We start from the raw sequence: 26,229 nt of genomic DNA, 5'->3' as shown, positions 1-26,229 counted from the left end.
AATGTGAGCCCGCAATTATCCTCTTTATTGAGGAGAAATCGCTTCGCGCTGTAAAGGACCTGTCCCTATTAAGGCCAGCCGACGCAATAAATAATAATTATTAAAATTTTAAAAATGAGTTTTTTATTTTCAATCGGATAATTAAATGAATACCTCAATGGATCATAAAAAAACTGCCCTTGCTATTTTACTCATGGGCTTTATAAGCAGCACCAGCGCCGCCAATATAAATGAAGACAAAGATCGTGAAAAAGAGGGTGAAGACATCCTCGTTATTCGCGAGACCGCCGAGCAGGAGCTTAAACAACAGGCCGGTGCGTCAATTATTACCGCCGAGGATATAAAACGCACCCCGCCGGTTAACGATCTTTCGGATATCATCCGCAAAATGCCAGGCGTCAACCTCACCGGCAACAGCGCATCAGGCAGTCGTGGCAACAACCGCCAGATTGATATTCGTGGTATGGGTCCGGAAAATACGTTGATTCTGATCGACGGCAATCCGGTCAGGTCACGAGACAGCGTGCGTTACAGCTGGCGCGGCGAGCGCGACACCCGTGGCGATACTAACTGGGTGCCGCCTGAAATGGTTGAACGCATTGAAGTGCTGCGCGGCCCCGCTGCCGCTCACTACGGTTCAGGTGCGGCGGGCGGCGTGGTGAACATTATAACCAAACGTCCAACTAACGACTGGACCGGCTCTCTGTCGCTCTTTACCAACCAACCTGAAAGCGACAAAGAAGGTGCCACTAAACGAGCCAACTTTAGCCTCAGTGGCCCGCTGAGTGATGACGACAGCCTGACCATGCGTCTATACGGCAATATTAATAAAACCGATTCTGACAGCTGGAATATCAACACCGTTGAGAACGGATCGCAGGCGGCGGGACGCGAAGGCGTGCGCAACCGCGACATCAACAGCGTATTTTCCTGGAAAATGACCCCCAATCAAATCATCGATTTCGAAGCGGGCTACAGCCGGCAGGGCAATATTTATGCCGGGGACACGCAGTACAGCACCAGCAGCGCCACCACCAGCAATTTGGCTCAATCGGGTGCAGAAACCAACCGATTATATCGTCAAAACTACGGCATCACCCACAACGGTATTTGGGACTGGGGTCAGTCAAAGCTTAATTTCTCGTACGAGAAAACCAATAATACCCGTCTTGATGAAGGTATGGCGGGCAGCGGCGAGGGGCGTATTACCGATGCACAAAACTACTCCACCAGTCGACTGCAAAATTATCGCGCCAACGGTGAAGTGTATATTCCGTTCGATTTCTACGCCGATAATATGCTGACGCTCGGCACCGAGTGGACGCGTGAAGAGCTGGAGGATCCGGCGTCGACCAGCTTTACTACCTCCTCCGATACCCACGTCGGCGGGGTTTCCACCAAAGGTTCTGAACGCAAAAGTAAAAATAGCGCCAGCCTGGGCGCGCTCTATTTTGAAGACAACATGGACTTCGCAGGAGGAGCAACCAAGCTTATTCCAGGCCTGCGCTTTGACCACCATACCCAATTTGGCAACAACTTTAGCCCGAGTCTGAATATTCAGCAGGACCTGGGCGACAAGTTCAAACTGAAAGCTGGTATCGCCCGCGTATTTAAAGCGCCCAATCTCTATCAGTCAAATCCTAGCTACATGATGCAGACGCGCGGCAACGGCTGCCCGCTGTCAGTGCCTACGGGAAGCTGCTATCTGTTGGGTAATCAAGACTTGGACGCTGAAGTCAGCGTTAACAAAGAGGTTGGCATTCAGTTTAGCGACAGCGGCGTCAATGCGGGCCTGACCTATTTCCGCAATGATTATAAAAATAAAATCATCTCAGGCGAGAATGTGATAGGTAAAACGGCATCGGGTGCGAACGTGTTGCAGTGGCAAAATGGCGGCAAAGCGCTGATCGACGGGTTGGAAGCCAACGTGAAAATTCCGGTGGTGGAAGACCTGCTGACCTGGAATACCAACGCGACCTACATGTTCCGTTCCAAGCAAAAATCGACCGGCAACCCGCTGTCTATTATCCCTAAATACACCATCAATACCTCATTGGACTGGCAGGTTACCGACAAGTTGGCGCTCAATACCAACATGACGACCTACGGACGCCAGAAACCGCGAGGAACGCCTGAAAGTAGAACCGAAGCCGGTGGTTTGTCGAAAACCGTGGTCGGGGGATACTCGATTGTCGGCATTGGTGCCAACTACACCATCAATAAAAATCTGCGCATTAGCGGCGGTATCAACAACCTGTTCGACCGCTCGATTTATCGTGCAGATGACGGCGCATCAACCTACAACGAACCGGGCCGAGCCTACTACGCTGGCGTCACCACTTCGTTCTAACAGCATCACTCTACCCGCAAGCCCGCCTCAGTAATGAGCGGGCTTTAAACCAGAGGCGATGTTCAGGCGTGTTGTTTAGAAAACTCAACCTCCAGAGTTTTAATCACGGCTCGAATTCTGGCCGAGCGTTTCAGGTCCGGATGTAAAACCAGCCATATATCGACCCAGTCCCTGCTTTGCGGAAACACTCTAATGAGCTTAGGATCCTTATCTGCCATAAATGAAGACAGCAAACCAATGCCCAAACCGTGAGCCGTTGCCGAGCGCAGAAGTATTTGCGAATTTGACTGGAGCACCACATTAGGGCTAACGAGACTTTCTCCACAAAAATTGTCCCAATGCCTTGGAACTAAATCTCTGGGAAACATCAATAAATCATGCCCCTGAAGTTGAGTACCCTCAATAGGCATGCCTTTTTTTTGAATGTACTCCTCGGTGGTGTACAGCCCCATCTCAATGGTAGCTAATCGCTTGATAATCAGCGTTTTCTCTTCAGGCCTTGCGCCACGAATCGCCATATCTGCGCTTCGGTATGAAATATCCGAGATATTTACCGAGGTTAACAATGTCACGGTGATTTCAGGATACTGCTCTCGAAGTTTTTTCAACGCCGGGATAACGAAAACCTCAGCCATGCTGTCCGTCGTGGCGATGCTGACATTCCCGCCCATGCTGTCGTCGCCGTTGGAAGCTTTGCGACTAATGGCAAGCATCGCGTTTTCCATTTTAATCACATCGGGGAGTAATTCGTCACCTAAGGGGCTGAGGGAAAAATTCTTGGGCGTACGAATAAAAAGTTTCGACCCCAGAGTCTCCTCTAATGCAGTAATTCGTCGGCCAACCGTGGCTTGATCGACAAGTAACTGACCTGCCGCTTTACGCAAGGTGCCACATCGCGCAAGTGCAAGGAAAAAACGAGCGTCGTCCCAATTCATTTTTGAATGTCCTTTTCGAGAGCATTGATAAGGTTATTTATTGATAAGGCGCGCGTATCAACCCTGGCAAGCAAATTTTCGGCGTTATGATAGTGGGTTTGCTGTCAGGATGTAAAACCCTAATTGATGCAAAAATGCATCAATGTGATGCGATCATGCATCTTCATGCATTGGAACATTTTGTGGTTAGATATTCCGCACATTAGATTCAGAGATGCGTTATTTGCGCGTTTCTATCATGACGGGCATCTATGTCCGCTTTTGTTATTGATAATTTTTGATTTTTTATTTTGGAAATAAATCATGAAGACTCACGCAGAAAAACCGCTCTCTTCCGTTGCATTGTCTGCAGCTGAAAATGACAGTAATGCAATTATATTTATCGAACACCCCAAACCTGAAAGCAACAATTCTGAAGTTATTATTCAGGAATTGGTGTCACATAATATAAAGCACATATTTTTAGTGCCGGGCAAACTTATTTATCCGTTTATTAACGCGATTGATAGCTCTGAAATAAAAGGTATCGTTGGTGCACATGAAACGGCCTGCGGATTTATGGCCGATGGCTATGCGCGAGCCAGCCGAAAATTTGGCGTTTGTCTGGCAATCTCAGGTCCGGGAACCATGAACTTTATTCCCGCCATGGCCGCCGCACAGGCAGACCGAATCCCAGTCCTCTATCTGGCAGGCGGCATCTCAACCTATCATGAAGCGCAGGGAGCCTTTCAGGACGGAAGCAACAGTGGTTTAGACGAATTAACCATCGTGAAGCCCCTCTTGAACTCCGCAGTTGAGATCAAGAATGGCAGCACGCTTAAATATGAGTTAAGGCGCAGCTTAATAAGCTTAAATACTCAGCGTAAAGGCCGAGCGTATTTAAGTATGCCGGTAGATATTCAAAAAAAGAAAATGACCGAGCATCCCCAGCTAAAGCCGCTGAAACCCACTGACAGCTATGAATCTCCTATAGATATTAAAGCATTAGAGAAAGTCTTAAAGCTGCATATTCTAGGTAAATCTAAAGTCGCTATCTTAGCCGGTCACCGCGTAAACAACCGTAGCGATGCCATACTGCTGCATCACCTTGCCGAAAAATATCAAATCCCCGTCGCCACTACGCTGTCGGGAAAAGGTGCGTTCTCTGAAGAACACACCCTGTCATTGGGCGTTTATGGCTTCGCGGGACATACGCGTGCGGTAGAAACGATTAACGGTGAAGATGTCGACGTTCTGATCGTCTTTGGCTGTGATTTAAGCCAGCGGGACAGTCTAAACTGGACGCCAAAGCTGCATGGCAATAAAAGACTGATATTAATAGATGAAGACTTTGAAAAGTCCTGTTTGCACTATCAGCCGGATGTACAGGTTTTTTCGAATCTCAACGGTGCGCTGCAACACCTAGTGAACGCGGTTGATGAGCACGACACACGGCTGGAAGAGGTAAAAGAATGGCGTAAGGAATGGCTGCAAAAAATAAATAACTTGCCGCTTATCCTCAAGCGCAGCGAACTTCCCTCACAAAATATCAACGAGAAACAGTATATTTATCCAGGTGATGCGATTAAACACCTGCGTCAGCATATGTCGAGTAACACCAACGTTGTGGTCGATTCCGGCGCTCACCGAATTTTCATGGCGCATTATTGGCAGTCTAACGGCTGTGGCGACTATCATACGTCTAGCTCATTGGCGCCAATGGGTTGGGCGGTGTGCGCGGGTATTGGCATAAAATTGGCCGCGCCGGAAAACGACTGCCTGGTCGTCACCGGTGACGGCTGTATGCTGATGCACGGCATGGAGATTCAAACCGCAGCTCGCTATGGGATTAAGGTCATTTTTGTGGTGATGAACAACAGCGCCCACGGGGCAATGTATATTGATACTTTACACAACCGTGGCATATCCTCCGGCTATACGGCGCTTCCTAATCATGACTGGGTGGCTTTTGCCCACAGCCTTGGCGTGACGGCAGCACGAGCGTCCACGTTGGAAGATTTAGATGCGGCTCTCGACGTTGCCCACGACCACGACGGGCCTTTCCTGATTGAAATAGAAGTTGGAAACGATACGCCACCCAATAGATACTATGCCGACAGTACTTTTGAATTCGAACAACGAATTTCAAATTTATAAACCAGTCGCTATTTCATTGAGAATAAGCCCGAACTTCTGAACGGGCTTTTAATAAAAAACATAATAAGGGTAATGATAGCATGTACAAAATCGCGTCATTTTTAATTGCCTGCCTAATAATAGCGAATACTGCCACGGCGGCAGAGAACCATAATCAAGATATCACTAAAGAAACGCTGCTAAAAACGGACAGTTCGTGGGAAGGAACAAAATACGCCCCCTATCCCGTCGGGACGCCACAAATAACCATGCTGAGGGTGACAGTAAAACCCAATACTGTCCTGAAATGGCACACTCATCCGTGTATTAGTGCCGTTTACATGACTGAAGGAAACGTAACACTGGTATTAAAAAAGACAGGACAGAGAAAAACCTTCAATAAAGGTGATTCTTTCACTGATACCGTTGATATTGAGCATCAGGGGCAGTCTGGAACATCAGGTGCCGAGATGTTGGTATTCTTTGCCTGTGCAGATAAATTACCGTTAACCGTTAATTCAGCTCACTAAGCAGTCTACATGGAGTCACTATGTTTGCGTTTTGGATGCTGATTGCAAGCGCGTTCTTTGCCCTCATGGGCGTGAGCGTAAAGCTGGTTGCCAATCAGGTCGGCTTTATTGATATCATTTTTTATCGGTCTTTTATCAACATGCTGATTGTTTTATTCTTCATTAAAATAAATAGGTTAGGATTTAAAACTAACCACTTCAAACTTCATATGAAGCGCGCAGTCATTGGCAATTTCGCCATGTACAGTGGCTTCTATGCACTGATACATTTGCCGATTGCTACCGCCACGACGCTGGGCTATACCAATCCGATATTTCAGTCCATTATCACCTTTATCACCAATAAAAAGCAGCTCAGTATAAAATTATTACTTTCGGTATTTATCGGGTTTGCAGGCATCTTGGTTCTCCTGCATCCCGACACGTCAAATAATGAAACCAGTGCCGCCGCAGTGGGATTACTTTCAGGACTATTAACGGCATTAGCCTATTTTAATGTCGGTAAATTAGTGCGTGCAGGTGAGCCTGAGCTGCGAGTGGTGTTCTACTTCTCTCTGGTGGGTAGCGTCATTGGTGGCATATTGTTGCTCATTCACGGCTATTCGCCTTTAAATATAAAGACGTTTATAAATGTTTGTGCGATTGGTGTTTTTGGCAGTCTTGGACAAATTTCGATGACACGCGCCTACGGCAGAGGCAGTGCAATCATTGTCAGTATTCTTTCCTACAGCACAATTATTTTCTCTACCGGATTGGGTTATTTCCTATTCGGCGAACTTCTGACTTCTACATCAATCTTGGGTATTTTACTCATTGTCCTCTCCGGCATCATCGCTATCGTAAGGCGCTCACCCGCTCCTGTAGTGGAAGTGACGCAAGAGAAAATCATTGCCCGCCAGGATGCGGCATCTTGATGCGATAAATTTGCATCAACAATGAACAATGAATGCATTTTTGAACCACTGCAATGCAGTTTTATCGATTTTTACCGCTGCGGCAAACGGCTATGATAGCGCCAGTTCTGATAATCAACGGACTGGCCGAATGAGATTTATTAATAAAATGATTAAGGTGAAAACCGAGTATTCTGGAGAAAAAGATGTCTGATAGTCTTGCTATTAATGAAGCTCCTGCACGCACATCGCATTTTGCAATTTTGCTTTTTCTTGCTTTGGCCTTAATGGCTGCGTTGTTGAACAGCAGTGCCCCCACGCCTTTGTATCCGCTCTATCAACATGAGTTAGGACTTACGGCGGTAAGTTTGACCATTATTTATGGCGCCTATGCTGCGGGTGTTCTTATATCGCTCTTTGGCGTAGGAAACATGGCGGGCAAAGTCCAGGACTTACGCAGTATGATTGTCCCGGCGTTATTTATGGTCTTTTGCGGTGCGCTGCTATTTGCAAAAGCAGATTCATTTACTCTGCTATTAATTGCCCGTTTATTGGCCGGGATTGGTACCGGTGCCTTAACCGGTGCAGCAAATATTGCTCTGGTTCGTTTTGGGCCCAAGGACAGCGGTAAAGTGGCGGCACTGATTGCCACGCTATCCTTTACGTCAGGCTTGGCATTGGGGCCGATATTTAGCGGCATTGCTTTACAAACTGGATTCCACACGACGTCACTGCCCTTCATGTTTATCATGGCCATTGCATTTATTGCCGCATTGGGGGTAATACTCAAGTGGCCGTCTTCGCCAGCAATTATTGTGCAGACTAAAACGGAAGATCAAGCAGACACTAAAAACAGCAGCCTGCTGTCTGGTTTGCAGGCTACGGGTAAAAACTTCTTCTTGTGTTCCGTTGCCCTGTTTACCTGTTGGGCAGTTGCGGCGAGTATTCTTGCCGTAGGTCCTAGCGTTTCGGAAACACTATTGGGTATTCACAGCCGTGGCGTTTATGGTTATGTTATTGCGGCTTATCTTACTATTGCAGGCATCAGCCAGATTCTAAGTCGTAAAGTTAACGCTCGCCATTCACTGATGTACGGATGTTTAGCACAAACATTGTCTGTATTAGTGTTTGCCGGCGCTATTGAGCTGCACTCGGTAATTCTGGCCTGCGTAGGGATGATTATTGGCGGATATGCTTATGGCGCCATTTTTGTCGGTAGCGCGACGCTGGTGAATATGATTTCACCTAAGGCCAGCCACGCACGTTTAATATCTTTATTCTATGTTATAGCCTATATTTCCAACTGGATCCCTATTTTACTCGGCGTGGTTATTGATCATGCTAGCCTGTTACTTGCCGTTAATTTATTGTTTATTACTAGTGCAACAGTATGTATTATATTAAGTCTACTGGTTGCACGGGCCAAGTTTACAAAGTAAACATATAGCAAATAAGACGTAACGATTTCCCTGGTGTTGGTGCGTTAATTTCCAGCGTGTTCGCACGCTGGCTTTTTTTTAAGTTTCGACCATGCATTAAACCCACACAAATTAATACCCCCCTTTTTCTTACTCACTTTTTCGACCCCCTTTCTATGAAAAAGACCCCAAAAAAGCCGTATGTTATTCAACATACGGCTTTTTGCATGGGCTCCTCTTAGAGTATATCGGCCAAGGCGGCGTGGTGTTTAAGCGGGACGAATTCGGTTATATGATAAGTCGCCAGATCATGAGACTTAAAGGGATCTTCTGCGAGTAAAACGTCCAATTCTTCACGCGTTATTTTACTATTGGCTATTATCAATCCGCCTTCGCGTGGGACTTGTGGTCCAGAAGCAATAAAAATGCCTTTATCGTATTGTGCATCAAGAAATTGACGATGCGCTTCTAAATGCGCGTTAATTTCGTCTATTGGGCTATGGTATTTCACATTAATGATAAACACGCTTGTATCCTCTGGGGTTATTAACATCAAAGAAAGATATTAATCCGTAAAAAGTCATTACGCCATAAATATCTATACCAACCTCTCCTACAGAACTCATAAATATATTTCAAAATATACCACTGTTACATAAGTGCATAATCTAGACATAAATAATAAATTACACATTTCTATTTGGCATTTATAGACGAAGGCTGTCAGATTGTTAGAGCTTAGGGGAACAGCGTGTTTGATGGCGCTGATCCCCACACCCACCCGCAAATACGCCCTGAGGTGCACATGCAACCGTCAAGCCGACGCGTTTTCCTTGCCGGACTGATTCGTACTCTTGTCGTTGTTCCGTTGCTGGATAGTCGACTGGCGCTTGCCGCTGAAACATTTATCCCCTTACGCAAGCTTGCAACGCAAAAAGGGGTTCAGTTTGGCTTCGCCATTGACCCAAAAATGCTGACTACAAATGCCACCTATCGTGACGTGGTGGCACGTCAGGCAAGTATTTTGGTGCCCGAGAATGCGCTTAAATGGCAGACGGTACATCCCGAGGCAGAGCGTTACGATTTTGGTCCAGCCGATACTATCGCCAACTTTGCTCATGAACATAAGCAGCAGATGCGCGGTCACACATTCTGTTGGCATCGCTCCCTGCCAGAATGGGTTCACAAAACGGTGAATTCCGCCAACGCCGAGGACGTGCTGACGGCGCATATTGCTACCGTTGCCGGCCACTACCGGGGGAAAATAAGTTCCTGGGACGTGGTTAATGAGGCTATTCAGCCCAGCGACGGTCAACCGGGTGGGCTACGTAATTCCTTTTGGTATCAGGTCCTCGGGCCGCAATATCTCGACATCGCGTTTCACGCCGCGCACAAAGCTGACCCCAATGCCGTGCTTTGCTATAACGACTATGGCCTGGAAACGGACACGCCTTATGGTGAAGGTAGACGAACGGCGGTATTGGCTCTGTTACAGGGGCTTAAGCAGCGAGGCGTGCCCGTGCACGGACTGGGGATCCAGTCTCATTTACGCGCAGGAGACAACGTTGGCCCAGGGCTGACGAATTTTATTCTTGCCGTACACCGTCTGGGAATGGCGGTGTATGTTACCGAGCTGGACGTCGATGACAGTCACCTCACCGGTTCTGTCGCGGCGCGTGACGATATCGTCGCGGCAACCTACAAACGTTATCTTGAAGCCGTCCTCGCCACCAAGGCAGTGTCAACCGTCATTACCTGGGGCGTTTGGGACAGGCCGCATCTTGTGGGTGCTACCACAACACAAGCAAGGTTGGCACAGCGACCGCTGGTTTTTGGCCCTCAGGGAGAAATCAAGCCGGTGAGCTGGGTGGTTGAACACTGTTTTGAAAAGTTGTAGTACTGAGTAAAAAAACCCGCCGGATTGACTCCGTGCGGGCCTTTTTAAGCTTTATGACCTCGCTTAAAAGTCGATAGACCCTTGAACATAAAACGTTCTTGGCTCACCGACGTACTTGCCGAAGTTGTTGTCGTTGGAGCGAGTAAAGTAGCGTTGGTCAAACAGGTTTTTGATACCTGCGCCAACCGTCAGATTCGAGAATTCCTTGCCAAAATGGTATTCACCACGGGCGTTCCACACCATGTAACCCATGATATTACCGTATTGGCCGTCGGCGCTTTCATCAGTAATATATTGCGTTCCAGTGCCCGGTGAAGACTGTTTCGACTGCGCATAGCTGTCCACATTCCACACCCAGTTACCGGTTTCATAACGTGTTCCTGCGGTGAACACCTGACGAGAATAGAACGGCAAATCTTTGCCTGCAAAGGCCCCGTCCTGGGTTTCCGCTTTGGTATAGGTGTAGCTGGTATAGACGCTCACGCCGTCTAATTTATGACTCAGACCGCTTAAGTCATAGCTGAACGCCGTCTCAATACCTTTATGCTTGGTGGCACCGAGATTAGTCCAGCCAACGGTGTTATCAATGTACTGCAGCTGATTGTCGAAGTTGATGTAAAACGCAGTCAACTCGGCTTTAATAATCGTATCGTCATAGCGCGTACCGACTTCATAGGTGTGCGCTTTTTCCGGCGTCAGGCCCGGAGCAGGCTGATTACCACTCCCGCCTTTGGTCAACTGGAAATACTGCATACTGCCAAACGAGGTGTTGGCGTTGGCAAATAGATTCCACGAATCGGTCAAATGATACATCACGTTGAGCGATGGCAGCGGCTGGCTGTACTGCTTCTCACGACTGATATTGGCAAACGAGTCGTTAACGTGCGTTTTGATACTTTCGTAGCGAATACCTGGCGTTATTGTCCAGTTACCGACGTTTATTGCATCATCAATGTAAAACGCATTGGCCGCCGTGCCACCCGAGGTATGTTGGTAATAGCGTTCGCCAGAGTCTGGAACCGAAAAAGTGGTTGCGGGATCATACCAGCCGGACTGGAAAGCTTTTTCATCCATCGTTTCATTCAGGTAGCGGTATCCCACTGTCACTTCATGCGCCATATCCCAGAAACGGAACAGCTGCGAGTAGCTAGGTTCGATGGCATAGGTCGTGTAGTGACGCGGATAGGCGGCTAAACGATTCTGTCCGACGTTTTTGCCCGTCCCCACCGATTCGATGCTGCTGCCGCGGAAGCTATCGGTGAAATAAGTCAACAGCTCAAACTGTTTATCATCTTCCTGATGCTTGTATTTAAACGACATATCTTTGCGGCGACCTTCAAATTGGTCCCACGGGCGCGTCGACTGGAAAGGGTTTTGGGCATACTGCTTAGCAGACAAACCGCCAGGCATTCCCGACGTGGCGTCGTAGTAATGGAAATTGGCCAGCAGCTCGTCATGGTCGGTAATCGCATAACGCGTTTTCAGCATAAAATCGTCGATATCGGTGTTGTCGTTATTTTCGCGATATCCCTGACCGTGCAAGCCAGAATAGAGGATCTCTGCACCAAAGCCGTTATCCGCCGTGCCACCCAGTGAAAAACTGTTAAGCGTTTTCAATCCACCGTGACTGGCACCCTGCGTTTGCGCGCTGACCGACCCTCCAAAATCTTTTGGAATATCTTTGGTGACGAAGTTGATCACACCCCCCACGTTTTGTGGCCCGTAACGTACCGCCCCACCGCCGCGAATGACGTCAACCGATTGCAGGTTACCGACGCCCAAAGGGGCCATCGATAGCTGAGGCTGTCCGTAAGGGGCAACGGCTAATGGAACGCCGTCCATAAGGATTGTTGAACGTGGTGACAAACGCGAGGTTAAACCACGAACGCCGACGTTGAGTGATATATCACTGCCTCCGGTGCCGTTGCTGTCACGAACTTGAACGCCGGGTACGCCACGCAGCGTATCCGCAACGGTCTGATCGCCCTGCTCATGAATTTGCTTTTGGGTCACGATGGAACGTGCACCAGCGTGGTTGAGTAATACTGTGCTGGTGTCAGGATTGTCCAACCAGTTCCCGACGACTGAAATAGTATCACCTGGTTTATCATTTTGAGTTTTGGTGTCTTCAGCATGCACAGGAAGAGCCAGCGCAACAGAGGCCGCCAGCAAAGATACCCGATAAAACGGAGGCATTAAGATTTCCTAAAGAAAGTAAACAGGAGTTATTATGAGAAGTGGAATCATAATGATAACCATTTCAACTGTAAACATAAGTCAGGATATTGTGAGCATAAAAGCACGAAAAAATGACAAATATGAATGGAATGAAACAAGTGGGGCAAGCGATGGCAATATTGTCAGACAGGGTGGAAGCTCCCACCCTGTCTGTTGGGTGCACTATTGAGGGATCGCCCAGAACACTCCGCTGTAGTCAATTGAGGTAAATTTCTGATGCAACATCTTCATGTCTGACAGCGGATCGATGTCTTTAAACAGGTCCGGGTGCAGAAACTTGGCAATTTCTTCCACTGCGATAATGTTGAAAGGCATATCGTAGAACTGGTGGTAAAGCGCCAATACACGCTTTTCTTTCACCGCGCTGAGTACGCTTAACTCTTTACGCTGAGTCAGGTGGGCCAGGCTTTTCTGCACGGTAGCCTCATCGGTGGTGTAACCCAGCGGCACTGCCAGTGAAGATTTGCCGCCCCGTTTCCAATCGGCACCCGTCATAAGGTAAAAATCAGGGTTGCTGGCAATCAACTGCTCGGTGTTGATGTCCCCGCCCATCATGCCGTTGAACAACTTGCTGCCGATATTATTGCCTCCGGCAACGTTGATAAACTCACCAAAGCTGCCAGTGCCAAACGTTGAACAGCAGTCATCCCCCGTCAAACCGGCGTGACGTTCGATAAAGACGCTTGGACGCTGCTCAGGTTTTAGCGTGGCGATGCGCTGGCGGATGGTTTCTAGCCTCTGCTGATAAAAATCAATGAAACTTTGCGCGTTTTTCTCTTCGCCAAACACTTTACCCAGCAGCATCATACTCGGCACAGTATTAGCCAGTGGTTTTTGGCGAAAATCGATGAACAGCACGGGGATCTTGACTTTCTCAAGCAAACTCAGCGTGCCGCTATCCTGCAGTTTACCCAGCAAGCCGATATCGAAAATAATCAGATCCGGCTTCACCGTGACTGCATTTTCAACGCTAAAGTCTGTGGTGTAAGGGTTATCGAAGGTCGGTATTTTATTAATTTCAGGGAATTTTTTTTCGTAGGCTTGCTTGATATCGGTTGATTTTTTGGTCAGCCAGTTGTCCCAGGCAACAATATCTTTTAATGGATTTTTAGGATGGATGATATTCAGTGCCAGCAAGGCCCGCGAATCCGCCAGCATCACCCGCTGGGCGGGGTGCTCCAGCGTAACCTGACGGCCAGCGACATCAGTAACAACAATGGGGGCGGCCTGTGCGAACGCCGACATGAATAATACGCTGGCGGCAATGAATCCGCGTAGATAACCAACTAAACCAGCAAACATGGAGCATTCCTTGAGTGAGTAAATGGCAGAGCGAAAAGATGATAATGAGTTACAGGTTATCCTTCAAGATGCCGCCGTGCTGCGGTCAGTATCAGCAGACAGAATTTGAAAGCCAATGGCGTCTGCTACCGAAGTCTTTCCTGCTGTTGATTGTTGCATGATTTTCTTCTGAATATTTATGATGCTGTTGAGACGCCTATTTAGGCAAAGAGTTTCATCATCCATAATATTAAAATATATTAAGTCATCATTTTATTAGCGATAAGCTTGCACCCATAGCCTTGTACTAAAATGGCAACATATTGGCCCAACAAATATTTTATTACCCTTATAAAAGAATAGGTTTTAAAGGGGGTTTCGACGAAAAAATAATCGAGTAAAAATAACAGTATTCGCTTATTAATAATGTGTTTTAATTTTAACCATTAAAATAGCGTACTTTTTATGTCGGCAAATGAGTATCCAATACTCTTTGCTCCCCCACCCTCTCTGCTAAGAGTCTGCGGCCCTTCGAAGCATTAACGACTCACACCAGCGACCTTCACTGCGGGCGTTTACCCGCTGATTGCTGGAGAAAATCGCCCAACCTCACAAAATGAGAAGATAACGCCGCCGCGTCATTGCGCCATGTATCAGATACCCTATAAGTTACATAATGTTTCCATTATGTTACCAAGGGTTAAAATACATGTTAAAAAAATTCAAAGTATCTCTGGTTGCCTTGTCGGTTGTTGTTTCAACTCCGGCCTTTGCCGAGTTTCCAAAAGAGTATCCGGCTGATTATCAAAAAACCGTAGATGCGGCCAAAAAAGAGGGCAAGGTGGTGGTGTATTCGACCACAGACACCAAGGCGGCGGGTCCGTTGATTCAAGGCTTTGAGGCCACTTATCCTGGCGTTAAAGTCGAATACAACGACATGAACAGCACCGAGCTTTATAACCGCTACATCAGCGAACAGGCGGCAGGGGGCACCAGCGGTGATGTGGTGTGGAGTTCATCAATGGATACCGCCCTTAAACTTGCCACCGATTATGCCGAGGAATACGCGTCGCCAGAGCAGAGCCAACTGCCAAAATGGGCGGTGTGGAAAGAAAAAGCCTATGGCACCACCTACGAACCGGTGGTCTTTATCTATAACAAACGCCTGATCCCAGCCGCCGATGTTCCGGACTCCCACGCGGCATTGGCAAAACTGATTGCCAGCCAGACCGACAAATTCAAACGCAAAGTCACCACCTACGATATCGAAAAATCTGGACTGGGCTTTATGCTCTCGGTTCAGGATTTCAAAGCCGATCCTGAGTACTTCAAACGTCTGGCAGATATTGCTAAAGGTGGCCTGACGGTTCAGTCCTCCACGGGTACGATGATGGAAAGGGTCTCATCCGGTGAGAACCTCATCGGCTTCAATATCCTCGGATCCTACGCCGAGGCGCGGGCCAAAACGGACCCAACGCTTGGCATTTCCTATCCGAAAGACTATACGCTGGTGCTGTCTCGAGTGAGCTTTATCACCAAAGACACGACCAACGGCAACGCAGCCAAGCTGTGGCTGGACTACGTATTGTCGGAAAAAGGCCAGAGCATTTTGGCGAATCAGGCGGATATTCCCTCTATTCGCAACGATATCGAAGGTAAAAACGATATCGAGGGCCTGACTAAAATACTGGGCAATGCGCTGAAACCCATTCCGGTAGATGAAAGCCTGCTGGAATATTTGCAGCAGAAAAAACGCCTGGACTACATCAAGCAGTGGCGTGAAGCTGCGGCGAAATAAGGATTTTGCTCCCCGTCCTCCCCTTCTCCCGTTTCTGGGCGAAGGGTTTAACTGGCTGATTTTCTAGCGGATATAGGGTTCGTTATGAGCAGTTTTAGCAGGAAGTGGCAAAGCTTGCCGCGTGGCATTGTGGTGGTAATCACGGCGCTGGCTATTTATGTCCCGCTGTCGTTTATCGTGATTCAGAGTTTCCTTTCCGCACCGTTTTTTTCGCCTTCTAAAGCGTTCAGTCTGGAGTCGTTTGCCTTTATTTTTACCGACCCTGACTTTTACAAGGCACTGAAAAGTGGATTTATTCTGGCTTTCGGACTGGTGATTATTGCCGTACCGCTGGGCGGGATCCTGGCATTTCTGATGGTCCGAACCGATCTCCCCGGACGACGTTTTATCGAACCGCTGATTCTGGTGCCCATTTTCGTCTCGCCAATGGTGCTAGGTTTTGGTTACGTGGTTGCCGCCGGACCGGTAGGCTTCTTCTCGCTTTGGGCCGAATCACTGCTGGGCTTCGTGCCTTGGAACATCTATTCGATGTCCAGCATCGTCGTGATTGCCGGGTTAACCCACGTGCCACACGCCTACCTTTATATCTCTTCAGCCTTGCGCAGCGTAGGTTCTGACGTGGAAGAGGCAGCGAGAACTGCCGGTGCTTCTCCTCTTCAGGTGATGACCGCAGTCAGTCTGCCGATGGTGCGCCCTTCCATTCTGTATGCGGGCGTGCTGCTGTTCTTCCTCGGGCTGGAAGTGTTTGGGTTGATGCTGGTATTGGGCGACCCGGAAGGCAACATGGTGCTGGCCACCTATCTGTATCAGCTCACTAATAAGCTCGGCACACCTTCGTATCATCTGATGGCGGCGGTGGCGGTGGTGCTTATTTGCATCACTATTCCACTGGTGATGCTACAGCGCAGATTGATGCGCACGGCTAACCGTTTTGTGACCATGAAAGGCAAAGCGTCGCAGGCACGCGCCCTGCCATTGGGTAAATGGCGCTGGGTAGCGGGTGCGGTGGTCGTGTTTTGGTTAACGGTGACCATCGGTGTACCGTTGGTTGGCGTCGTGCTGCGCGCCTTTATCTCTAACTGGGGCGTAGGGGTTTCTCTATGGGACGAGCTGTCGCTCAACACCTTCCGCACTATCTGGCAGCAGCCAAACCTGCTGCGGGCCATCGTCAACTCAATGGCCATCGGGGTGATCGGCGGCGCGCTGGCTGTGGTGTGTTACCTGTTTATTGGTATCGCCATGCACCGTAAACCCGACAGCTCCACACGTTTCCTCGACTACAGTGTGCTGGTTCCGCGCGCGGTGCCGGGGCTGCTGGCCGGTCTGGCGTTTTTATGGGTGTTCCTTTTCGTCCCGATGTGGCTCGACAAATCGCTCAAAGACGGCTGGTTTTCAGTGCTGCCGATGGCCGACTGGCTGCGCGAACACTTTATTGTCTGGCTCCGTTCCCTGCGCAGCACCATATTTAGCGTCTGGCTGGCGTATACCGTGGTGTGGATGGCCTATGGCCTGCGGCTTATTTCTTCTACCTTGCTGCAAGTGGCGCCAGAGCTTGAGGAAGCGGCACGCAGCACCGGTGCAACGCGCGGTCAAATTACGCGCCACGTGACTATTCCCCTCTCTCGCTATGGGTTAATTGGCTCCTGGCTACTGATGTTCTTGATTTTCGAGCGCGAATATTCCACTGGGGTTTATCTCCTGTCGCCGGGTACGGAAACCATCGGATCGATGCTGGTGTCCCTGTGGGCTGCGGGTGCAATTGATATCGTCGCGGCACTTTCGTTTATCAATATTTTGTTGGTGGTGCTCGGTCTGGGGATTGCCTTACGTTTTGGAGTTAAATTACATGATTGAAATGAAGGTAGAAAACCTGCATTTAACCTACGGCGACAATCCGGTGCTTAAAGGGGTATCGATGGAGCTGAGGCGCGGTGAAGTGGTCTCGCTGCTCGGCCCTTCCGGCAGTGGCAAAACGACGCTATTACGCGCAGTAGCCGGACTGGAAAAGCCCACGCAGGGGAAAATTATTATCGGTCAGAATACGGTATATGCCGGTACCGCGCGCAGTGAAATTCCAGCCGAGGAGCGCAATCTGGGTCTGGTATTTCAGTCTTACGCACTGTGGCCGCACAAAACTGTGTTTGAAAACGTGGCCTATCCGCTGAAATTGCGTAAAACCTCCTCAAGCGAGACCAATCAACGCGTGCAAAGCGTGCTCGACCAGCTCGGTTTGGGGCATTTAGGCAAACGCCATCCGCATCAGTTGTCCGGAGGTCAGCAACAGCGCGTGGCGATTGGCCGCGCTCTGGTTTACAACCCGCCGGTTATTCTGCTCGATGAACCGCTGTCGAACCTTGATGCCAAGCTGCGTGAAGAAGCGCGCGTGTTCCTGCGCGAGCTAATCATCAAGCTGGGACTGTCGGCACTGATGGTGACCCATGACCAGAATGAGGCGATGGCGATTTCCGACCGAATTTTGCTGCTTAACAACGGCAAAATCGAGCAGGAAGGCACGCCGCAGTCAATGTACGGCTCTCCTACTAGCCTGTTCACTGCCGAGTTTATGGGCAGCAACAACCGCCTGCACGGTAAAGTCACCGAAGTGCGTGACGGCCAGGCGCGAATCGAAGGCAAAGACTGGGTGCTGTGGGGTAAGGCTGGCGAAGGCGTCCAGGCCGGGGCCGAGGGTACGGCAGTTATTCGCGTCGAGCGGGTGCGGTTGGCCGACGGCCCAGAAGATAATCAGCTACAGCTTGCACTGCTGACCAGCATGTATCTCGGCGACCGCTGGGAGTATCTGTTCCGTACTCAGGCCGATGACTTTGTGATTCGCGCCTATGGCACAGACGTGCGTGACGCCGCGCTGTGCCGCCTGACGCTGCCGGCCAAGGACGTGTGGATTTTCCCGAAAGCTTAATACTCACTCTCATTCAGGCCCGTTTATACGGGCCTGAATGATGGGTGACAGGCGGGCAATTTTGGGTAATTCCAACAAACCAGCATCTTATCTTTGCTAATGGGTTCAAAGCCGTGTTCCTGCATACATTGCTGCGTTTTGGCCGCGGCGGAGATAGTGGGCGACTGTTCTCTGCTGCCTAACGGTTGGGGATATCCGCACTGGTACATCACCGGTAAAGCAAGCCTTTTATTTTCAATGATATGGCTAAAATCCTGCGATGCGCCTTTTTTACGCCAAGTGACAAAATCATATTCGGTCAACCCGGAGTTAGCCGGAGCAGGATGAAATCCTCTGTCCTCATTGAACGGTAACCCTCCCAGCTGAGCCAAACTCACCGGATGCCCCTGTTTTTTAGCCACACAGGCCGGATAGTCTTCCATCCACTGACAAAGATTGCCCTCCGAGCCGAAAGCAAAGCCCTTTCCCTGCATACATTGGAACCGCAGAATTTCATCATTGCGGCTAATAATATGCGCGCCAATATTCTGCGGATAGCCACAGTTGGCCATTTCGGTATTAATAGTCTCCTGATCCGCGCCTGAGCGTTTCCACATTTGATTATCTGGCGGTGCGGGGCAACCGGCCAGCACCAACACTGCCGCCGAGAGCAGCAGTCTTTTTTGCAATCTGTGCATAACATTCCCTGTGTCGTGAGATTATCTATTCCTTACATCAATAAGATAACGTTAAAGATTAGGTAAAGAATAGTTTTATGCAAACCATTATCAAGGCACATTGTCATACAATGTGACAATTATTGGCTACGGCTCGACTTTCACACTCACGCGGGCGCTGCTATAACTTTATGGATTTTAATTTATTGAACGCTCGTCTCAACCTCAGGGAAAAGATCATGACTTTACGCTGCGTTATTCTCGATGATTATCAAAATGTCGCTTTGTCTCAGGCCGACTGGTCGGTGCTGGCACCAGAGGTTGACACGGTGGCGTTACATAATCCTATTCAGAATCAGGACCGCTTGGTTGAGGCCTTGATGGATGCCGATATTATGGTGATTATGCGCGAACGTACGCCAATTACCGCACAGCTATTGTCGCGACTGCCGAAACTCAAGCTGCTGATCACTTCAGGAATGCGTAATGCATCGATTGATTTGGCAGCTGCAACGGCGCAGGGAATTACCGTTTGCGGCACCGGCAGCGGCTCGGATGCGCCGGTGGAGCTGACTTGGGCGCTTATTCTGGGGTTGGCGCGCCATCTTACCGTTGAAAACCGCTCAATACGCAACAGCGGCCCGTGGCAGAGTACGCTCGGCGTTGGCCTGCGCGGTAAAACGTTAGGGTTGGTTGGACTGGGTAAAATTGGCGAGAAAATGGCCTTAATAGGTCAGGCTTTTGGCATGAACGTTGTTGCCTGGAGTCAGAATCTTACCGCTGAGCGTGCGGCCCAGTTGAAGGTAACCTTGGCAGAATCGAAGCAGGCATTATTGAAAAACAGCGATTTTGTTTCGTTGCATCTGGTATTGAGCGAGCGCAGTCGCGGTATAATCGACGCCGACGATCTGGCCTGTATGCATCCCGGCGCGTTTCTAATTAACACGTCCCGCGCCGCGCTAGTTGACCCGTCAGCCCTGCTTGACGCGCTGACTAAGCAAAAGATTGCCGGCGCCGGTCTGGACGTTTTCGACCTTGAGCCACTGCCCGACAATCATCCCTACCGTCACCTGCCCAACGTGCTCGCCACGCCGCATCTGGGCTATGTCACTGACGATAACTATCGTATTTACTTTAATGAAGCCATCGAAGATATCCAGGCGTTTATCGCCGGTGAACCGGTTCGGCGGCTACAGTAACGTCTGCAACTGTTTACAGCTGACTCAAACGCCGAACGATGCTTTCGCGAACGTTATCAATATGTTTTGCCGCCGCAGCGCGTGCTCCGTCGGCATCACCGCTGCGCAGGGCGGCGATAATTTCCAGATGTTCATGGTGTCCGCTCACAAAGCGCTCAGGAACCTGACGCAGGTTGAACATCCGCGTTTTAAGACGCAGGCTTTCAATGTACTGCATCAGCAACATATTGCCGCTGTAGTGTGCCAGCGCGCTGTGCAGGCGACTGTCAATCTCCCAATCCTCCTGCGGGCTTGGGGTACTATCGGCCAACAGCTTACGAATTCCGGCCTCAATGGCGTCCAGTTCGGCAGAGGGAACTCGCCCTGCAGCCAGACTGGCCGCTTCCGATTCCAGCGTGCGGCGCACGTGCAGCGTTTCTACCAGCTCACGAATTGAAAACTCTTTAACCACCGGTGTACGACCGCCGGTGCGAATAATAAACCCTTCGTTTTCCAACCGATTAAGCGCATCGCGCACCGGCGTACGTGAAATATTGAGCAGCTCCGCCAGCCGCCGCTCCTGCAGCACGGTATTGACCGGTAACTCCCGATTAATCAGCATATTCAGCAGCACTTCGTAGGCTTTGGTGCTGAGGTTCTGCTCACGCTCACCAATCAAATCAGAGGCTCTTTTGATAGAATCCATGGTGTCATTTCACATTAACAAGACTGATAAAAAAGGCAGGCACGGATGCCTGCCATGCTTTTACTCGCGCCCGACAAGTCTCTGAAAATGAACTCTTTCAGAGTGAACATCAGACTGTGTCCCGCCATGGCTGATAACACAGTTACTGAGGAAGCGTGCGTACCGGATCTTTAGGTGCCGGATCGAAGCCCACAATAGGGGTGACGAGTTTAGCATAGGTGCCATCGGCCTTCATATCCGCCAGCGCCTTGTTTACCGCCGCAACCAAATTGGGTTTGCCCTTTTTAAAGGCAAAACCTTTCTGAATAACGCTAACGTAGTCAGGCGTTTGCGTCAGCGGCAAATGCATATCCTTAATCAGATAGGCATTGCCTATAGAGTCGTTGATGACGCCGTCAATGTTGCCGTTAGCCAAGTCCTGCACCGCCGCTGTCACGTCGATATAGTTCTTGAGCGTTGCGCCGTGGTCTACTGCCAACTGGGCATAGGTTGAAGAAACCTGTGCACCAATGCGTTTACCCTGTAGATCTTTGGCTGATTTTATATCAGATTTCAAAGGAATGATGATGCGACCGCCTGACTCAATCCAGCCATCGGAGAAAACAATTGCCTTCTGACGCGCAGGCGTGATGTCCATAGCGGCGCTGCTCATATCAAACTGGTTGGCCTGCAGCCCCACGAGAATCGAGTCCCATTTGGTAATCACCGGCGTGTATTCCAGATGCAGGCGACGCGCCACCTCTTTCATGACCCGGATCTCCAGGCCATCGAGCTGACCATTAGGGTCGCGCATGCTGAACGGAGGATCGGTCCCTTCGGTCGCCACGCTCAGCTTGCCCGGAGTGAGCAGTTCCAATTTTCCGGCACCGTCGGCGGCCGTTGCAAACCAAGGTGTAGCCATCGCAGCGAGAACGGTGGCAATGCTAAGAAAACGCTTAATTTTCATAATGTCACTCTCAATTTATAGATGGGAAGAAGATCGCCTGTGTTGAAAATAGTGTCAAAAACACCGTTAAAATCCTGTCGAAAACTGCATCTAAAACGGTCCAAAACCTTTCTTATACAACTCGTTTATACTGACTACGCACTTATGCCGCGCGTTCACTGGCCAATAATGCCAACAGCTCGGCCATTACCGTCGCACCGAGCAAAGAGGTAATTTGCCCTGGTCCGTCGTACATCGGGCTGATTTCGGTTACGTCACAGCCCACCATGTTGATGCCTTTCAAGGCGCGCAGCAGCAGCAGCGCTTCACGCGCGCTGGGGCCACCAGCCTCAGGGGTTTGCACACCGGGCGCAAAGGCGGGATCGACAAAATCCATATCAAAGGTAATAAAGGTAGGACGACCAGCGGTGCGCTCGGCGATGCGCTGCGCCATCTCTTTTATCCCCAGCTCAAACATCTGATCGGTGGTAAACACCTCATAACCGAGGTCGATAGACTGGGTAATGTCAGAGGTACGAAATAGTGAACCGCGCAGCCCGACCTGAATAGAACAGGACGGGTCAACCAGCTGCTCTTCTACCGCGCGGCGAAACGGCGTGCCGGCGCTGTAACGCTTGTCGGCAAAATATTTGTCCCAGGTATCGCTGTGCGAGTCGAACTGCACCAGCGCCAGCGGACCATGCACCTTGGCTACGGCGCGCAGCTCGGCCAAGGTAATAGAGTGGTCTCCGCCGATACCGCAGGGAACCACCCCCGCACTCGATAATGCATAAACCGCCTGCTCAATGCGCGCCAGGCACTCCTCTTCATAGCCTGGAACGACGGCTGCATCACCGGCGTCGGCACAGCGCAGCGTATCAAACACATTGATATCATTACGATAAGGGTTTATCGGGCGCAGCATAATTGACATCGCGCGCACTGCATTCGGCCCAAAGCGTGCGCCGGTGCGAAACGGCGCACCCGAGTCAGAAGGCAGTCCGATAATCGCCGCATCCAATTGGCTGAGATCGCTGGCCATCGGCAGGCGCATAAAGGTCGGTACGCCGCAAAAGCGGGGAGTTTCAAGTGAATCTGTCGGTAAAACGCTCATAAAAAACCTCGTAGTAATCAGCTAAAGCGCGCCTGACGACGTTCGAGCCAGTCGGAAAGCTCGGTAAGCAGCGTGGTCAGCAGCAGATAAATCAGCGCCGCCGCAATATAAAACTGGAACGGGCGGAAGGTGGCAGAAATGATGGTTTGTGCGTACAGCGTGATATCGACAACGGTAATGGTCGACAGCAGCGAAGTATTTTTCAGCGTTGAGATGGCTTCGTTGGTCAGTGGCGGCAGCACGATGCGAAACACCTGCGGCAGCACGATGCGGCGCATGATTTCACCTTTGCTCATGCCCAGCGCCGAAGCGGACTCCATCTGGCTGCGCGGAATGGCTTTCAGGCCTGAACGGATTATTTCGGCCACGTATGCGCCGCTGTTCATCGCCAGCGCAAGCACGCCCGCCACAAAAGGCGACAGGTGAATGCCAATCTGTGGAAAACCAAAATAGACCACGAAGACCTGAATCAGCGCCGGTGTTCCACGAATAAACCAAATGTAGAAGCGGCCGATACCGCGAAACAGCTTCACCGATGAGGTTTTGGCACTGACTGCCATGAAACCAAATACCCAACTCAGCACGATGGTACAAATCGTGATGAGCAAAACGGTCCAGGACGCTTCCAGAAACCCCATGCCGTAGGTGTTGATGTCACTCCAGAGTTGATTCATGGCTGGCTCCCCGGCAGACTTCTGCTCTCATCGTGTAAAATGTCTTCATGCAAAATGCGGCTAAGAAACTGCCGCAGGCGCGGACTCTCTGGATTGTGCAACACCTGTTTTGGCGGCCCGTCTTCGGCCATCACTCCTTGATCGAAGAACACCACGCGAGACGAAACGTCGCGGGCAAAGGCAATCTCGTGCGTCACCAACAGCATGGTCATCCCTTCGTCGGCCAAGGAAGCCATCAGAGACAGCACCTCCCCCACCAGCTCGGGGTCTAGCGCCGACGTCACTTCATCAAACAGCATCAGCTGCGGTTTCATCGCCAGCGCGCGGGCAATCGCGACGCGCTGTTGCTGGCCGCCGGAAAGCTTGGCAGGATATTGGTGGCGTTTTTCATACAGCCCGACTCGGCTGAGCAGGCTTTCGGCCAGCTCAATCGCCAGCTTGCGCGGCATTTTTTTTACCCGCAACGGCGCTTCAATGACGTTTTCCAACACGGTCATGTGCGGCCACAGGTTATAGCTTTGAAACACCATGCCAATGCGTGCACGCAGCAGGCGCAGCTGCTCGACGGTCGGCTGGTCGCGAGCACCCTCACGAAAATCAAAGGAGAACTCGTCGAAATTCATAAATCCGCTTTGCGGCATTTCCATTACATTGAGACAGCGTAAAAAGGTGCTTTTGCCCGAACCGCTGGCGCCGATAATCGACACGACCTCACCTTTATGTACGTCAAGCGCGACGTTTTTCAGCACGTGCAGGTCGCCGTAACTTTTGTTCAACTCTTTAATGGTCAGCAGCGGGGAATTTGTTTCCATCATTTGACCTCCTCCGGCACGCTTTTCGCATTGTCGTTAGAGATGCCAAGCCCAATGTCGGCAGGCTGGCGCAGTGCGCCATTGATTGGGGTGATGTCCTGCGGGCAGGCCGAAAGCACCACGTAGATATCGGCTTCCGCGCGCAGTTGCAGAACATCACCGGCTACCGATCGCGGCGGAACACGGTCCAGCTCACCGGCTTCTGTAATAGGCACATTCATAAACAGATTCAGTGAGGCGGGCGTAAAGGGCAGCGTGATGCCCTGCTCTTTTAAGGCCTCGTGAAAATTATCGGTACAACTGCGGTGATATTCCGTACAACCCAACTCGCGATAGATAGCGGCATTGCACGGACAGAGCAACGTGTCGTGACGGCCCGGCGTGGTGTCACCCACCAGTGTAAACATCGCACGGCGGTAAACACTGACCACCGGCATCTGCAACTGATAGAACAGATTGCTGTTAACTGAGCGTGTGTGTTCCATGGACGAATATTCAAAAGGGTCAGACTGCATCACAGCCCAAGCATCAACAACTTGATTTCCCTGGAGATTGGTAATGCTTAACACCTGGCCCTTGCGTAATGCTACGGCGGTACCGCGTGTTGCATCCAATACAAAATTGGACAGAGATGAGTCGTTTATGGCGGTCATACAATTCCTCTCGCTATAAAAAAACAGTGCTGTTACTTTTTGGCATCCAAAGTTGGAATTCCTTTGGTATACACAAGAAATGCAATTAAAATGCCAAGCACACTTTTTAGGCGAAATGATTTAAAAACCTCCATTAAAAAGAATGAAAAATATTCCTGAGAAAAGAGCGAAAAAATGAACAAACTTTGTCTTATCCCCCAGCCGATCCACGTCAGCGGCTTGCAAACACTAAGGGAATATGGCGTCGAACCGTGGGTTGGTGAGGAGGCCTGCAACAGCGCAGTGGCAGAGAATGTGGTCGCGGCGATATACCGCAGTGGTCAATTTTCGCGCACCAGAATGGTGCAGCTGCCTAACCTTCGGGCAATTGGCGTTCACGGCGTGGGTATCGACGGTATTGACCTCACGGCCGCCACGGATTTAGGCATTGCGGTGTTCAACACCCCTGGAACCAACAACCGATCGGTGGCAGAACATGCTATAGGCCTGATGTTCGCGCTGACCAAACGCCTGCCTGCGGCGGACAGTGCGGTGCGTAAAGGGGCATTTTCTTTTCGCTTTGAGGGTGGCCTACGGGAGCTTTTCGGCGCGACGCTAGGGGTGGTCGGATTTGGCGCAATTGGTCAACTGACCGCCAAACTCGCGCTCAGTCTAGGAATGCGAGTACAGGTATTGTCGCGAAGCAGTGCCCAAGAGCTGGCCGCGCTGGGGCTGGAAAAAGCCGCCAGCCTCGAAATGCTCCTCACCACCAGCGATATCGTGTCTCTGCATGCGCCTTCGCTGCCCGAGACGCAGAAGATGATTGGTTCGATACAGCTTGCCATGATGAAACCTTCGGCTTATCTGATCAATACCAGTCGCGGCGCGCTAATAGACGAAGAGGCGCTGATTGCGGCCCTGCAAAACGGCGAAATTGCCGGTGCCGGTCTTGACGTTTTTGCGGTTGAACCCCTGTCCGCATCGAGCCCGCTCACTCAATTGCCCAACGTGGTGCTAACCCCGCATGCCGCAGCGTCAACGGAACAGGCCTTGATGCGCATGGCCAGTGCCGCGGTTGCTGGGGTGCTTGACGTCATCAATGACCGCGCTCCGCTGTCGCTGCTTAATCCACAGATTTGGGAAACGCGGCGGCGCTAGCC

22 protein-coding genes are annotated in these 26,229 nt (G+C 50.3%); 11 read left to right on the top strand and 11 right to left on the bottom strand.

Annotated elements, in window-relative coordinates:
- Positions 1–145: 145 nt before the first annotated feature.
- Positions 146–2,350: a TonB-dependent siderophore receptor gene (locus BS639_RS01680; protein WP_084982072.1), complete on the top strand. Its 2,205-nt coding sequence runs from the start codon at positions 146–148 to the stop codon at positions 2,348–2,350.
- 62 nt (positions 2,351–2,412) lie between these two features.
- On the opposite strand, the gene BS639_RS01675 is transcribed toward BS639_RS01680, so the two are convergent.
- On the bottom strand, positions 2,413–3,285 hold the full coding sequence (locus BS639_RS01675; protein ID WP_055783547.1) for a LysR family transcriptional regulator: 873 nt from the start codon (positions 3,283–3,285) through the stop codon (positions 2,413–2,415).
- 303 nt (positions 3,286–3,588) lie between these two features.
- On the opposite strand from BS639_RS01675, the gene BS639_RS01670 reads away from it, so the two are divergent.
- The 4 genes from BS639_RS01670 to BS639_RS01655 all read left to right on the top strand — a co-directional run bounded on the left by BS639_RS01670 (position 3,589) and on the right by BS639_RS01655 (position 8,262).
- A complete protein-coding gene (locus tag BS639_RS01670) occupies positions 3,589–5,421 on the top strand; it encodes a thiamine pyrophosphate-binding protein (protein ID WP_084982071.1) in 1,833 nt (610 codons plus the stop codon).
- 80 nt (positions 5,422–5,501) lie between these two features.
- Positions 5,502–5,930, top strand: a complete 429-nt coding sequence (locus BS639_RS01665) for a cupin domain-containing protein (RefSeq protein WP_055783542.1) — start codon at positions 5,502–5,504, stop codon at positions 5,928–5,930.
- A 20-nt stretch (positions 5,931–5,950) separates the two neighbouring features.
- Positions 5,951–6,844, top strand: coding sequence for a DMT family transporter (locus tag BS639_RS01660; protein ID WP_084982070.1), 894 nt, complete (start codon positions 5,951–5,953; stop codon positions 6,842–6,844).
- A 185-nt stretch (positions 6,845–7,029) separates the two neighbouring features.
- Positions 7,030–8,262 carry an MFS transporter gene (locus tag BS639_RS01655; protein ID WP_084982069.1) on the top strand — a complete coding sequence of 411 codons (1,233 nt, stop codon included), beginning with the start codon at positions 7,030–7,032 and terminating at the stop codon, positions 8,260–8,262.
- Positions 8,263–8,479: 217 nt separating this feature from the next.
- Here the strand turns inward: BS639_RS01655 and BS639_RS01650 are convergent, their stop codons facing one another.
- On the bottom strand, positions 8,480–8,767 hold the full coding sequence (locus BS639_RS01650) for a YciI family protein (RefSeq protein WP_055783536.1): 288 nt from the start codon (positions 8,765–8,767) through the stop codon (positions 8,480–8,482).
- A gap of 225 nt (positions 8,768–8,992) precedes the next feature.
- On the opposite strand from BS639_RS01650, the gene BS639_RS01645 reads away from it, so the two are divergent.
- Positions 8,993–10,138 carry an endo-1,4-beta-xylanase gene (locus BS639_RS01645; RefSeq protein WP_233427608.1) on the top strand — a complete coding sequence of 382 codons (1,146 nt, stop codon included), beginning with the start codon at positions 8,993–8,995 and terminating at the stop codon, positions 10,136–10,138.
- Positions 10,139–10,201: 63 nt separating this feature from the next.
- Here BS639_RS01645 and BS639_RS01640 read toward each other — a convergent pair whose 3' ends face one another.
- The gene (locus BS639_RS01640; protein WP_084982067.1) at positions 10,202–12,334 is read right to left on the bottom strand and encodes a TonB-dependent receptor family protein; all 2,133 of its coding nucleotides are present in this window, start codon (positions 12,332–12,334) and stop codon (positions 10,202–10,204) included.
- A 204-nt stretch (positions 12,335–12,538) separates the two neighbouring features.
- On the bottom strand, positions 12,539–13,621 hold the full coding sequence (locus BS639_RS01635; RefSeq protein WP_407690297.1) for an ABC transporter substrate-binding protein: 1,083 nt from the start codon (positions 13,619–13,621) through the stop codon (positions 12,539–12,541).
- Between the two features lie 745 nt (positions 13,622–14,366).
- Here BS639_RS01635 and BS639_RS01630 point away from each other — a divergent pair.
- The 3 genes from BS639_RS01630 (at position 14,367) to BS639_RS01620 (ending at position 18,372) form a co-directional block, all read left to right on the top strand.
- Positions 14,367–15,455: an ABC transporter substrate-binding protein gene (locus BS639_RS01630; RefSeq protein WP_084982066.1), complete on the top strand. Its 1,089-nt coding sequence runs from the start codon at positions 14,367–14,369 to the stop codon at positions 15,453–15,455.
- An 84-nt stretch (positions 15,456–15,539) separates the two neighbouring features.
- Positions 15,540–17,309 carry an ABC transporter permease gene (locus BS639_RS01625; RefSeq protein WP_055783525.1) on the top strand — a complete coding sequence of 590 codons (1,770 nt, stop codon included), beginning with the start codon at positions 15,540–15,542 and terminating at the stop codon, positions 17,307–17,309.
- Positions 17,302–18,372, top strand: coding sequence for an ABC transporter ATP-binding protein (locus tag BS639_RS01620; protein WP_055783522.1), 1,071 nt, complete (start codon positions 17,302–17,304; stop codon positions 18,370–18,372). Before BS639_RS01625 ends, BS639_RS01620 begins: the two co-directional genes overlap by 8 nt.
- A 23-nt stretch (positions 18,373–18,395) precedes the next feature.
- Here the strand turns inward: BS639_RS01620 and BS639_RS01615 are convergent, their stop codons facing one another.
- The gene (locus tag BS639_RS01615) at positions 18,396–19,049 is read right to left on the bottom strand and encodes a hypothetical protein (RefSeq protein ID WP_084982065.1); all 654 of its coding nucleotides are present in this window, start codon (positions 19,047–19,049) and stop codon (positions 18,396–18,398) included.
- A 218-nt stretch (positions 19,050–19,267) separates the two neighbouring features.
- Here BS639_RS01615 and BS639_RS01610 point away from each other — a divergent pair, with 218 nt between their 5' ends.
- Complete coding sequence (locus BS639_RS01610) at positions 19,268–20,227, top strand: D-2-hydroxyacid dehydrogenase family protein (RefSeq protein ID WP_084982064.1); 960 nt, start codon at positions 19,268–19,270, stop codon at positions 20,225–20,227.
- Positions 20,228–20,240: 13 nt separating this feature from the next.
- On the opposite strand, the gene BS639_RS01605 is transcribed toward BS639_RS01610, so the two are convergent.
- The 6 genes from BS639_RS01605 to BS639_RS01580 form a co-directional block, all read right to left on the bottom strand.
- Positions 20,241–20,912 (bottom strand): GntR family transcriptional regulator, encoded by a 672-nt coding sequence (locus BS639_RS01605; RefSeq protein ID WP_055783516.1) that lies wholly within the window; start codon positions 20,910–20,912, stop codon positions 20,241–20,243.
- Positions 20,913–21,054: 142 nt separating this feature from the next.
- On the bottom strand, positions 21,055–21,858 hold the full coding sequence (locus BS639_RS01600) for a transporter substrate-binding domain-containing protein (RefSeq protein ID WP_084982063.1): 804 nt from the start codon (positions 21,856–21,858) through the stop codon (positions 21,055–21,057).
- A 142-nt stretch (positions 21,859–22,000) separates the two neighbouring features.
- Positions 22,001–22,951, bottom strand: a complete 951-nt coding sequence (gene speB / locus BS639_RS01595) for an agmatinase (RefSeq protein WP_084982062.1) — start codon at positions 22,949–22,951, stop codon at positions 22,001–22,003.
- Positions 22,952–22,968: 17 nt separating this feature from the next.
- Positions 22,969–23,625 carry an amino acid ABC transporter permease gene (locus BS639_RS01590; RefSeq protein ID WP_055783508.1) on the bottom strand — a complete coding sequence of 219 codons (657 nt, stop codon included), beginning with the start codon at positions 23,623–23,625 and terminating at the stop codon, positions 22,969–22,971.
- Positions 23,622–24,440 carry an amino acid ABC transporter ATP-binding protein gene (locus BS639_RS01585; RefSeq protein WP_139804024.1) on the bottom strand — a complete coding sequence of 273 codons (819 nt, stop codon included), beginning with the start codon at positions 24,438–24,440 and terminating at the stop codon, positions 23,622–23,624. Before BS639_RS01585 ends, BS639_RS01590 begins: the two co-directional genes overlap by 4 nt.
- Positions 24,437–25,090: a DUF1989 domain-containing protein gene (locus BS639_RS01580; RefSeq protein ID WP_055783503.1), complete on the bottom strand. Its 654-nt coding sequence runs from the start codon at positions 25,088–25,090 to the stop codon at positions 24,437–24,439. Before BS639_RS01580 ends, BS639_RS01585 begins: the two co-directional genes overlap by 4 nt.
- Before the next feature lie 174 nt (positions 25,091–25,264).
- Between BS639_RS01580 and BS639_RS01575 the strand changes: the two genes are divergently transcribed.
- Positions 25,265–26,227: a hydroxyacid dehydrogenase gene (locus tag BS639_RS01575; protein WP_084982061.1), complete on the top strand. Its 963-nt coding sequence runs from the start codon at positions 25,265–25,267 to the stop codon at positions 26,225–26,227.
- The last annotated feature ends 2 nt before the right edge of the window (positions 26,228–26,229 follow it).

The organism is Rouxiella silvae (assembly GCF_002093625.1).
Taxonomy (GTDB): domain Bacteria; phylum Pseudomonadota; class Gammaproteobacteria; order Enterobacterales; family Enterobacteriaceae; genus Rouxiella; species Rouxiella silvae.
This window is presented reverse-complemented; position numbering and strand designations above follow the sequence as displayed.